The 11,128-nt window shown below is 28.6% G+C and carries 12 protein-coding genes and 1 riboswitch; of the genes, 3 read left to right on the forward strand and 9 right to left on the reverse strand.

Going from position 1 to position 11,128, the window contains the following annotated elements; translation table 11 throughout:
- Positions 1 to 45 precede the first annotated feature (45 nt).
- Positions 46 to 1,026: an LCP family protein gene (locus BN899_RS15665; RefSeq protein WP_042277381.1), complete on the reverse strand. Its 981-nt coding sequence runs from the start codon at positions 1,024 to 1,026 to the stop codon at positions 46 to 48.
- 334 nt (positions 1,027 to 1,360) lie between these two features.
- Entirely contained in the window at positions 1,361 to 1,996 is a 636-nt protein-coding gene (locus BN899_RS15670) for a flavodoxin family protein (protein ID WP_042277383.1), read from the reverse strand.
- Between the two features lie 216 nt (positions 1,997 to 2,212).
- Here BN899_RS15670 and BN899_RS15675 point away from each other — a divergent pair, with 216 nt between their 5' ends.
- On the forward strand, positions 2,213 to 2,554 hold the full coding sequence (locus tag BN899_RS15675; RefSeq protein ID WP_042277386.1) for a winged helix-turn-helix transcriptional regulator: 342 nt from the start codon (positions 2,213 to 2,215) through the stop codon (positions 2,552 to 2,554).
- A 117-nt stretch (positions 2,555 to 2,671) separates the two neighbouring features.
- Here the strand turns inward: BN899_RS15675 and BN899_RS15680 are convergent, their stop codons facing one another.
- Positions 2,672 to 3,127: a MarR family winged helix-turn-helix transcriptional regulator gene (locus BN899_RS15680; protein WP_042277388.1), complete on the reverse strand. Its 456-nt coding sequence runs from the start codon at positions 3,125 to 3,127 to the stop codon at positions 2,672 to 2,674.
- A 109-nt stretch (positions 3,128 to 3,236) separates the two neighbouring features.
- Between BN899_RS15680 and BN899_RS15685 the strand changes: the two genes are divergently transcribed.
- Positions 3,237 to 3,680: a GNAT family N-acetyltransferase gene (locus BN899_RS15685; RefSeq protein ID WP_042277390.1), complete on the forward strand. Its 444-nt coding sequence runs from the start codon at positions 3,237 to 3,239 to the stop codon at positions 3,678 to 3,680.
- 153 nt (positions 3,681 to 3,833) lie between these two features.
- Entirely contained in the window at positions 3,834 to 4,901 is a 1,068-nt protein-coding gene (locus BN899_RS15690; RefSeq protein WP_042277392.1) for an XdhC family protein, read from the forward strand.
- 77 nt (positions 4,902 to 4,978) lie between these two features.
- Here the strand turns inward: BN899_RS15690 and BN899_RS15695 are convergent, their stop codons facing one another.
- From BN899_RS15695 to ygiD, 6 genes are all read right to left on the reverse strand, one after another.
- Positions 4,979 to 5,713 (reverse strand): C40 family peptidase, encoded by a 735-nt coding sequence (locus tag BN899_RS15695; RefSeq protein ID WP_052356888.1) that lies wholly within the window; start codon positions 5,711 to 5,713, stop codon positions 4,979 to 4,981.
- Positions 5,714 to 5,877: 164 nt separating this feature from the next.
- Positions 5,878 to 6,585 carry a PilZ domain-containing protein gene (locus BN899_RS15700; protein ID WP_042277394.1) on the reverse strand — a complete coding sequence of 236 codons (708 nt, stop codon included), beginning with the start codon at positions 6,583 to 6,585 and terminating at the stop codon, positions 5,878 to 5,880.
- A 92-nt stretch (positions 6,586 to 6,677) separates the two neighbouring features.
- Positions 6,678 to 7,118, reverse strand: a complete 441-nt coding sequence (locus tag BN899_RS15705; protein ID WP_042277396.1) for a helix-turn-helix domain-containing protein — start codon at positions 7,116 to 7,118, stop codon at positions 6,678 to 6,680.
- A gap of 238 nt (positions 7,119 to 7,356) precedes the next feature.
- Positions 7,357 to 8,691, reverse strand: coding sequence for an NCS2 family permease (locus BN899_RS15710; RefSeq protein WP_042277398.1), 1,335 nt, complete (start codon positions 8,689 to 8,691; stop codon positions 7,357 to 7,359).
- A 91-nt stretch (positions 8,692 to 8,782) separates the two neighbouring features.
- Positions 8,783 to 8,884: riboswitch (purine riboswitch) on the reverse strand.
- 40 nt (positions 8,885 to 8,924) lie between these two features.
- A complete protein-coding gene (locus BN899_RS15715) occupies positions 8,925 to 10,043 on the reverse strand; it encodes a glycoside hydrolase family 10 protein (protein ID WP_052356889.1) in 1,119 nt (372 codons plus the stop codon).
- Between the two features lie 140 nt (positions 10,044 to 10,183).
- Positions 10,184 to 10,960: a 4,5-DOPA-extradiol-dioxygenase gene (gene ygiD / locus BN899_RS15720; RefSeq protein WP_042277400.1), complete on the reverse strand. Its 777-nt coding sequence runs from the start codon at positions 10,958 to 10,960 to the stop codon at positions 10,184 to 10,186.
- Positions 10,961 to 11,128 lie beyond the last annotated feature (168 nt).

Below are 11,128 nucleotides of genomic sequence, written 5' to 3' on the forward strand. Positions count from 1 at the left end.
AAAACAGAGTCCTTTTTTTCTACATAATCTTTACTTTTTTATAATTTATTTGTTCTTTTCAGGCATTATATTTTCAAATATAAAACCATGAAGTATGTCTAGTGAACTAGGTTCAAATTGCATTACTGATTTATTATTTATTCTTACATTCTTACTGTTAACTCCATCATCTATAGGGAATTCCATTTGAGTTATGTTGAAGTTACCTATTTTTAATACTCTACCACCAACACTAAGAATTTCAGCAGGCTTCATATTAGTCTTAACATAAGGAAGTATTGTATCTACTAATTTAGGGTATTTTGTCATAGGTAAATCTTTTACCCCCTTCATCAAGCCTTCAATGACTTGTCTTTGTCTTTTATCTCTTTCTAAAGCTCCTCCACTAGAACCTTTTCGTATACGTGAATATGCAAGAGCTTGATATCCATTTAATTTTTGTTCACCGGCACTTTGAATATACGATATAGGTTCTTTATTATCTTTAGTGTTCCATCCATACGTTTCAGGAATAAACTTGTTTAATTCTTTTATTTCATTTTGTTTAACATCTATAGTTATACCACCTAAAGTATCAATTATGTCCATAAACGAATAGAAGTCAACAATGGCATAGTTTTGTATGTCTAATTCAAAGTTTCTCTCTATTGTTTCTGCTAATAAATTTATACCACCGTATGCATAAGCTTCGGTAAGCTTTACATCTCCGTGTCCCGATGTAGAAACATATGTATCACGAGCAAGCGATGTTAGCTTTAAGCTTTTATTTTTACTGTCAACAGTAAGTATCATCATAGCATCGCTACGAGAATTCTTCTCTCCCGGTCTTCCATCTGTACCACAAAGTAATATATTAGTTATCCCTTCTTCGGCTTTATAATCATTTTTACTAGTTGTGCTGTTATCTCCCCCAGAATCATACATGCTATTTAATTTAAAGTAAACAAATCCAAATGCACTAGCAGGAATCATTATTATTAAAATTATCAATAGCGCGACTATTCTTTTTAGTATTTTATTACTCATTATTTTTCCTCCCAAATAAGTACCCATATTATTGCTTATATATTCTAATTTCTATTTAGCCCTCTTTATAATTTTTATTCAACCATATATAAATTTATGGATAATTTTTGCTATATAAAGCTATCGCTAACATTTTACCATAAGAGCTTTATTTTTTTCTACATAATTTATCTATTTTTGCACATTATTAAAAATATTTTAATTTGAAATATTTATTTTCACGTAAATAAGGTTAAAAATACTATTATTTATAAGCAAAAAGACCGTATACACTATTTGTAATACGGTCTTTTGTTATGATTATTGATAAAATTATTTAATACAAAAAATAATATTATCTTATAAAGTTTGTAAATATCTTATTTTCCTTTTCATTTTCTTTAACTTGGGATTTTCCAGCTTCAACTACTTTCATAATCCAAGCCATATTTTTACCAAGTACTCTCATTATTTGCATACCTTCTTCATCTTGTGTTACTTCTCCAGGAGTAGTTCCATAAGCTACATTCCAGTAGTTAGATGTTGGCATTATCATTTCTGAGTAATTAATATAATTATTTAGTTGGTCAAATACAGGTATTCCTCCTGATCTTCTTACTGCTACTACACTTGCTCCTATTTTATGTCTAAACATTCCTCCATTTGCAGAACCTACATAAAAAGCACGGTCTAAAAATGATTTCATAGTCCCTGCTATTGATGAGTAATAAACTGGTGATCCTAGAATTATTCCATCAGCTTCTTTGATTTTTTGTACCCATTCATTTACTTCATCAGTTTCTATAACACATCTTTCATTTTTATTTCTTGAACATCCTCCACAAGCTAGACATCCACGTACTAATTTATTTCCTACATGAACAATTTCTACTTCTATTCCTTCTTTTTCTAATTCTGTTGCTACAGCTTTTATAGAATTATAGGTATTTCCCTCTTTTTTAGGACTTCCATTAAATGCAACTACTTTCATAATTTTCCCTCCAAACAATAATTATTTATATGTGATTATTATATTTATCCTTTAGTAACCTTACAAGTACGCACTTTTTAGTAAGATTACTTACCTATAGGTAAGATTTATTGCAGTAATTACGTTTTTATAAAATAAAAAATAATATATAATATATTCATAAGAAATTTATTATATATTATTTTATTAAGAATAATTAATAGGTAGGTATAACTAATGGTTTATTATAACGGTAAAGAGTTTGTATGTTTATTAGATTTTGCGATGGAATTTATTAAAGGTAAATGGAAATCTATTTTATTATGTAGTTTATATAAAGGCCCTAAAAGATTTTTAGAACTTCAAAAATCTATTGGAGGTCTAAGTCAAAAAGTTTTAAATGAGAAACTTAAAGAACTTGAAAATGATGGTTTAATAGAAAAGATAATATATGCTGAAGTACCACCTAAAGTAGAATATTTCTTAACCGATAAAGGAAAAGAGCTCTATGAAATTATATCGCCTCTTGAAGATTGGTCTAATAAATACTACCCTAACTTAGATAAAGCTCATAAATAAATGTTATATAAAAGCAACTATAAAATTGCTTTTATATAACATTTATTTTTTATTTAAAGAGATATGAGTAAACTATATGCTCAAACAAACCTAAAATAATCAAAAATTAAATTGTTATTACATATATTCCCTCTTATTCCCTTTTTTCACATAATCCCAATTTACTTCTACATTCTTTCTAACTCTTTGCAATAAACTAAGAGCAACCTCTATTTCATCAGAAGAAAGACCATCTAAGGCAACTTTAGCTGAATGTTCTTCTTCTTTAATTAAAAATTCATAAACTTCTAATCCTCTTTTAGTTGGATAAAGCTTTTTGATTTTTTTATTAATATCATCACTTTTTCGTTCAATAAATCCCTGCGTTTCAAGTTTTTTTATTGCGCGAGATGTTGTTGTACGGTCAACTTTAGCCATATCAGCTAGCTTTTCTTGAATAATCCCCTGATTTTCACAAATTCTTACCAGATATAAATATTGTCCCTTAGTAAGATCAATTTCCTTAAATTCTATATTACTTATAGAGTCTAATGCTCTAGCTATCATTCCAATTTCACGAAGAATATCCTTCATAGTTAAAACTCCTTCAATATTTTGTTGCATTTGCAACAAAATTATTTTATACTTGTATTAATTAAATTATAACTTATTTGATAACATCATAAAAGTAGGAGGAATTTCAATGGACTGGATAATTAAAACATTTAATGAACTAACAACAGATGAACTATACAATATACTTCAGCTTAGAAATGAAGTATTTATAGTGGAACAAGAATGCCCTTACCAAGATATTGATGATAAAGATAGAGAATCTTATCACTTATTTCTAAAAAAAGATAATGAGGTAATAGCTTATTCAAGAATTCTAAAAAAAGGTGTTTCATATGAGCAAGCTTCTATTGGAAGAGTTATTGTAAAAAAAGATTACCGTGGTGGTAGTATAGCTAGAGATATGCTCTTAAAGGGAATATCCTTTATAGAAAATAACCTAAATGAAAAAGAAATCAAAATTCAAGCACAAGCCTATTTAGATAAATTTTATAGTAGCCTTGGATTCGAAAAAACATCTGATGTATATTTAGAGGATAATATTCCTCATATGGATATGTTATATAAAAAATAATATTTATAGATAAATTCCGCATCACTTATTTGTGATACGGTTTTTCTAGTTGCCTATAATACATATTCTCAAATAAAATTTTTGGTATTTATAAGCTATAATTTATGCCTTATAATATATTTATCAAAATAATTAAGTTAGAAGGTAGATAAAATGTTTGAGAACTTATACGAGAATTTACTTAAGAAAGTTAATAACGGCAATCAATGTGTAATGCTTACCTATTTAGATTTACATAATAATGAATGTGGTTCAATAGAAAATAAAATTCTTTTAACTAAGGAGGATATAGATAAAAAATCTATCCCTCTAGATAATAATATTTATATAAAAATTAATGATGCTATCTCAACTGGAAAGATTGAAAAAGTTAATATTGAAGGAAATAAACTTGTTGTAATTGAGCCATTTTTTCCTAAGCCACGACTAATAATTTTTGGTGGTGGACATATAGCAAAACCATTGGTAGAATTTGCATCTAAAGTTGGTTTTTCTATAACTGTTATAGATGATAGACCTTACTTTGCTAACTCTAGCCGTTTCCCAGAAGCTGAAAACGTTATTTGTGAAGATTTTAAAAAATCATTTGAGCTTATCAAGTTTAGGAAATCTGATTTTGTTGTTATCGTAACAAGAGGTCATAGACATGATGGGTTAGTTTTACGTGAAGTTTTAAATTATAACCTTAGTTATATTGGTATGATAGGCTCAAAACGTAGAGTTAGAGGTATGATGGATGATTTAGCTTCAGAAGGTTTCTCTAAAGATGCTCTAGATAAGGTTAATTCACCTATTGGACTTGATATTGGTGCAGTTACTCCTTATGAAATAGCTATTTCTATAGTATCTGAGCTTATTATGTTCAAAAATAAAGGGCTTATAAATATAGACTCTAAGAAGTTTTCGCACCCTGAGTTTGATAACGAAGTTGTTTTAAAATTATGTGAAAAATCCTCTACTCCTAGAGCTATTATAACTATACTATCATCTAAAGGTTCTGTTCCTAGAAAAGCTGGTGCTAAAATGATAACTTATCTTGATGGAAGGACATTAGGTAGTATCGGTGGTGGATGTAGTGAAGCAGGGGTATTAACTAAAGCAAGGGATGTTATGATTAATAAGGGTTTTTTAATTGAGCGTGTTGACATGACAGGCGATGTCGCGGAATCTATGGGTATGGTCTGTGGAGGAATTATGGATGTTCTTATAGAGGTATTTTAAATTTTTATAGACTCCTATAATTTTAATAAACTAGTCTAATAAAAAAGCCTGGGTGTCTTTTCCCATGGCTTTTTTAATTAAGGCCTTCTAGCTCCTCTATATACTTTTTCGTAGTATCCTGATAACTTAGATTTTTTAACTCCATCTCTAGGATTAGATGCATGTATAAACTCATCATTTCCTATATACATTCCTACATGACTTACTTTACCCTTTTTCATTGTATCAAAAAATACTAAATCTCCTGGTTGTAAGTCTTTTTTCTCTACTGCTTGTCCAAACTTACTTTGATCATATGATACTCTTGGTATATCTTTTCCTAGTTCAGTTTTGTATATGTACCTTACTAATCCTGAGCAATCAAATGCATTCGGTCCATTCGCCCCCCACACATAAGGTTTCCCGATCTGTTTTTCTAATGATTTTATCGCATTATCCATTTTATTAGATGTCTTAGATTCATTAATATTAGATACTTTAGATTCATTAACAATAGAATCATTATTAACCGTAGTAGTATTTATTGTGTTACTATTTTGGGAATGAATATCTGTTTTTTGTGTATCTATTTTGCTCATATTAATAGTACTTAATATTGTACTTAGCATCTCTAACGTGTTTAAACTATTATTACTGCATGAGCATGAACATGTGCATGAACCATTCATACCGCCTGAGTTTCCTAATGTATTTTTTAATATATAATCAAAAGGATCTGAATTTGTAGTACTTAATGAGTTTCTATTATTTAAATTAGAGCGGCTCATACTATTTAAAAGGCTACTTAAAACAATTTGACTTACATCACTCATATGTCTAATTCCCCTCTGCTTTGATTTTAGAAGAGTAATAAAATATATATTTATTAAAAGCTTTAATTTTATATAAAAATTACGTCTATTAATTATAATCGGCTTTTTGTATTTTTTATTTAGTCATATTGATTAGGTTATTTACTTAAGCTATTTTATGGAACTTATTTTTCAGGAGTTGTATTTTCCATAGGTTTTGTGGAGTGTGTATTTTTATTATCGAATATAAATCTAGATATTTCATTTTTGTGTCTTTTACTTAATTTATCAAATTTTAAATTGTATAAATATTTACCATTTCTAAAATTAGTTCTCTTTTTTATTATAGTGCTTTTTATATCATGAGTTTTTCCATCTATATCAATTTTTATCTTAATATTTTTGCTTTGATAAATATTTTCGCAAGTTTCCATAAGCATACCATCTACACTAATATCTAAAGTATTTCCACTGTATTCTATACGTTCTCTTGGTAAAATTGTATAGTTTAGATCTAGAACTACAGGCAATCTATAATTTTTTCTTCTATTATTTTTTTCTATAGGTGCTCTTATTTCACCCTTATAGTATAATACATTATCTTCTATTATTTTTTCAGTTATTAAAAGTTCTGTTGTGTATAATCCACTACAGCTTACAAAATCTACTTCTATAATACTTTGATTATCAAATCTAATAATATCATACTTATCAATTGGGCATCTAAATAAAACTTCCCTATTGTTTAGATATTCTATATCACTTGTATATACTCTGCCATTACACCTAGTACGTATTACTGAATTTATATCGTCTTGTAAAATCTGCTTATATTTATTTAGTGATTTTTCTATATATACTTCAGATTTTCTATTAAATAAACTAAACACCATCTATTCCCCCTCTTTTTTAGATATCCCCCTATATTTAGTATAGTATAGTTTCACTGTAAAAAATATAAACTTTCTTCCTAAATAAAACATCTTCAATTTTCATTTCTTATATCTTTTTTTCTTATGCATTCTAATATATATCCTATTCCCATTCCTATAAAACTACCTGCTGTTCCCCACATAAAATTATCTGTAATAAATCCAATCGCTGTTCCAATCATAAGTCCACCTAGCATTAAATTAACTGATAGTTCATCTTCCTCTTCTTCATCGAGTTCTATATAATTACTTTTGGGCAACTCCTTTATTTCAATTATTTCTTCGCCTTTAATTTTATTCTCATTAATTATTAAGTCGTCTAAGGTTACATTAAATATATCTCTTAATAATATAAGGTTATCTATATCTGGATACGTTTTGCCTGATTCCCATTTTGATACAGCTTGACGAGATACGTTTAACATTTTTGCAAGTTGTTCCTGTGATAAGTTTTTTTCTTTTCTTAATTTTTTTAGATTCTCACCTAAGTTCAATATAATCACCTCATCTTAACTTAAATTATATTTATTTATGTAGAAATTAACAATCATTGTATAGTTGCATTTTGTTAACTGATGGTTGCATTGCTGATATTATCTAGATTCTGCTTAAATCTTTATAAGAAATAAATATTTATCCTATAATTTAAAAACCGCATCACTTATTTGTGATACGGTTCTTTATAAAACTATTATTTATATATTATTAAATAATAGTTTTATAATTATATTTTTAGCTAAGTATAAGATTTATAACAGACAGCGCTCCTATTATCCATAGAGTAAAACTTATTTTATTAGTTTCATTAGCCACAACATGCATTATTATATAAGAAATAAATCCGAAACATAATCCAATACTAATGCTATAAGTTAAAGGCATTAATAAAATAGTTACAAATGCAGAAATAGCTATTTTACTATCGTTAAAGTCTACTTGCCTAATACTAGAGAACATAAATACACCTACTAGTACAAGTGCTGGAGATGCAGCATATCCTGGTACTACTCCTAAAAGAGGCGTAAATAGTAATGTAACTAAAAACAATCCAGCAGTAACTACAGATGCAAGTCCCGTTCTAGCACCAGCAGCAATTCCTGCAGCAGATTCTCCAAAAGTGGTAACAGTACTTGTTCCAAGTAAAGATCCTATTAATGTAGATGTAACGTCTGCATATAGCATTTTTGAAAGCCCTTTTACATTGCCATCCTCATCTTCTAATCCCATTTGCTTACAACAACTTATTAAGAAAGCTAAAGAATCAAACATGTCTATAAACATAAATGAGAATATTGGACCTATTAATGAAAACTTAAGTGCACCAATTATATCAAGCTTAAATGCAACTGGTTCAATACTCGGTGGTGCAGATATTATAGAAGTAGGAAGCTCTACATATCCTAAAGCTATAGATAATGCAGTAGTAATGACGATACTTATTAATATACCACCCTTAACTTTTTTAACTTCAAATATTCCCATAAGTACTAGCCCTAATAAAGAAATTATAACCGTTGGTGTAAATTCAGCTAAAGAAACTAACGTAGCTTCATCTGCAGCTATAACTCCCATACCTTTTAAACCAACAAATGCAAGAAATAATCCAATCCCCGCTGCAGAAGCGATACTCAATTCTTTAGGTATAGCTTCTGCTATATATTTACGAACTCCAGTCACTGCTAAAATCAAAAATATCATTCCTGAAATAAATACAACTCCAAGTGCTTGAGTCCAATGAATTCCCTCTCCAATAACAAGTGAATATGTAAAAAATGCATTTAGTCCCATTCCTGGTGCTAATGCAAAAGGTGCATTTGCTAAAAATGCAAAAATTAAAGTACCAATGGCTGTAGCTAAAATTGTAACAGTTATAAGTGCAGATTTATCCATACCAGCATCAGATAATATTGCTGGATTTACAAATACGATATACGCCATTGTTAAAAATGTTGTAAGTCCTCCAATTACTTCAGTTCTTGCGTTAGAACCACGCTCAGAGTATTTGAATATCTTATCTAAGAAAGATGTTGAAGTATTGATTTGTTCATGCGGTCTTTGTGATATCATAATCTTCCTCCTAAAAATTTGTAATAAAAAAAGATATATATTCTACATGAATAGAACATATATCTTAAAGACTCTTAAATAAAATATCTATAAGTATTTGTTAACCATTCATAGCAAACCCATTTACGGCGAGTTCGTAGAGACTTATGGACCATATTACCATAGATATATGAATATTTAATCTTAATTTTTATTTATTATATAATATATATAAACATTTTTCAACAAATAAATTAAAATGTTCGCTTATTTAATAAATTCTCCCATTGAACAGGTGTAAATGCCTTGCAATTATATACCTGTTCAAATTGTTCAACTACATTGCCTGTATTTTCTTCTATATTTCTCATACTAAAAAATATACTTCCTTCAACTTTCTCATAAGTTCTATTTATAGTTATTTCTTGGGCTATTTCTTTTGCTATATCTACATTACCTATATTTTGACCTATATATAACCTAACATCTGTACCCTCTACTAAATCTGACCACCATCTTACTAAACTTTCATAAGGACTATTTTTATTATCTATAGTCCAATAAATTTGAGGAGCTATATAGTCTACAATACCTTCTTCTACCCAAGTTACAGTATCCATATATGCATCATAATAACTCTCTAAATTTTTACTCTCTGACCCTTTAATGTCGCTACTTTTATTTTTCCAAACACCAAATGGACTTATACCAAATTGAACACATGGTCTTGTTGATTTTATTACGTTATATACTAATCTAATCATTTGGTTTACGGCTTCACGTCTTCTATTTGCAATTTCTCCTTCTCTATCTTCTCCTTCTGGTAGAGGATAATTATATGGATAAAAATAATCATCAAAATGAATTCCGTCTACACAATAATTTTTTATTATCTCATAAACTGTAACAGCAATATAGTTTATAACTTCTGGATTTTCTGGGTTGTAAAATAACGCATTTTCAAAAGGTAGAACCCAATCTGGTCTTAATTTTGCTATATTGTTATCTGCTAATTTATTTAAATCAGTTCCTTGTGTAGTTACTCTATATGGATTTAACCATGCATGAAACTCCATATTTCTTTTGTGAGTTTCCTCAATCATAAATTCTAACGGGTCATATCCCGGATCAACGCCTTGTTTTCCTGTAAGATACTCTGACCATGGATTTATAGCTGATTTGTATAATGCATCTGATACTGGTCTTATTTGAACAAATACTGCATTAAAATTTAATGCTTTTAAAGTATCTAGTATTTCTATAAATTCTTTCATTTGCGCTTTTGGATTATTTTGTGTTTTAGGCCAATCAATGTCATATACAGTTGCTATCCATACGCCTCTAAGTTCTACTCGTTTACAATCGTTTCTCATATCCTCACACTCCTATAAAATAGTATGATGATTTATTGTAAAGTGATAATAATACTTAAGATTTTTATAATATATTAAAACCGTATCACAAATAAGTGATACGGTTTATTCTTTAGAATACACTCTATTTAATATCTAAACTAACCTATTTTTATAGACCTCATAGAAAGAGAACCATGTTCTATTTCTGTAAATATAAACTCAACCTTATCTCCTTCTTCCATCAATCCAGCAATATATAATAAAGGTAGATAGTGTTCATCAGTTGGAGCAGAAAGGAATGCTTCTCTCCCCATCTCTTTATAATTAATTAACTTATTATGATCGCCCTTAATAATAGCATCAGCTACAAATTCATCAAATTCAACTGCCCAAGCATAAGGATTTACATCTTTATCTGTTTTCATCTCTCTTAAATTATGAACTATATTACCACTACCCAGAATTAATATACCTTCTTCTCTAAGTTTAGATAATCTTTTACCTAGATTATAGTGATACTCTTCGTTTTCTAATGCATTTAAACTTAATTGGAAAACAGGCACATCCGCTTTTGGAAATATATATTTTAATATACACCATGCACCATGATCGATTCCCCAAGTATCAGTTAGCTTTACATTATAATCTTTCAATTCCTCAAATACCTTATTTATATAAGGCTTTGCTCCACTAGTTGAGTATTTCATATTATATAATTCTTCTGGAAATCCATAAAAATCGTATATCTCTTTAGGCGAATCTTGTTCAGTTATATAAGTTCCATTAGTCACCCAATGCGCTGATATAACCATTATAGCCTTAGGCTTATCTAATTCCTCACCTAATTTATTTAACATTTTAGTATATGAGTTTTCCATAATCGCATTCATAGGACTTCCATGCCCTATAAATAAGACTGGTTGCTTTTTAACCATATATAACCACCGTCACTTTATCTTATTTTGTTTTATTCTTACCCAAATCTCATATAAAAAATCTCGCCAATAAAAATTTATATTTTTATGCTATCATCTTACAGTTGCACCTTATAAATTTCTTTTTAAATAAAATAAAACCGTATAACAAGTAAGTTATACGGTTTT

The organism is Faecalimicrobium dakarense, from assembly GCF_000499525.1.
In the GTDB taxonomy this organism is placed as follows: Bacteria; Bacillota; Clostridia; order Peptostreptococcales; family Peptostreptococcaceae; genus Faecalimicrobium; species Faecalimicrobium dakarense.

Excerpts from the sequence above, each read along its gene's own strand:
- BN899_RS15685 (WP_042277390.1), top strand. The coding sequence starts at position 3,237 with ATGGACTGGATAATTAAAACATTTAATGAACTAACAACAGATGAACTA.
- BN899_RS15700 (WP_042277394.1), bottom strand. The coding sequence starts at position 6,585 with ATGGTGTTTAGTTTATTTAATAGAAAATCTGAAGTATATATAGAAAAA.
- BN899_RS15690 (WP_042277392.1), top strand. The coding sequence starts at position 3,834 with ATGTTTGAGAACTTATACGAGAATTTACTTAAGAAAGTTAATAACGGC.
- BN899_RS15665 (WP_042277381.1), bottom strand. The coding sequence starts at position 1,026 with ATGAGTAATAAAATACTAAAAAGAATAGTCGCGCTATTGATAATTTTA.
- BN899_RS15695 (WP_052356888.1), bottom strand. The coding sequence starts at position 5,713 with ATGAGTGATGTAAGTCAAATTGTTTTAAGTAGCCTTTTAAATAGTATG.
- ygiD (WP_042277400.1), bottom strand. The coding sequence starts at position 10,960 with ATGGTTAAAAAGCAACCAGTCTTATTTATAGGGCATGGAAGTCCTATG.
- BN899_RS15710 (WP_042277398.1), bottom strand. The coding sequence starts at position 8,691 with ATGATATCACAAAGACCGCATGAACAAATCAATACTTCAACATCTTTC.
- BN899_RS15675 (WP_042277386.1), top strand. The coding sequence starts at position 2,213 with ATGGTTTATTATAACGGTAAAGAGTTTGTATGTTTATTAGATTTTGCG.
- BN899_RS15680 (WP_042277388.1), bottom strand. The coding sequence starts at position 3,127 with ATGAAGGATATTCTTCGTGAAATTGGAATGATAGCTAGAGCATTAGAC.
- BN899_RS15715 (WP_052356889.1), bottom strand. The coding sequence starts at position 10,043 with ATGAGAAACGATTGTAAACGAGTAGAACTTAGAGGCGTATGGATAGCA.
- BN899_RS15670 (WP_042277383.1), bottom strand. The coding sequence starts at position 1,996 with ATGAAAGTAGTTGCATTTAATGGAAGTCCTAAAAAAGAGGGAAATACC.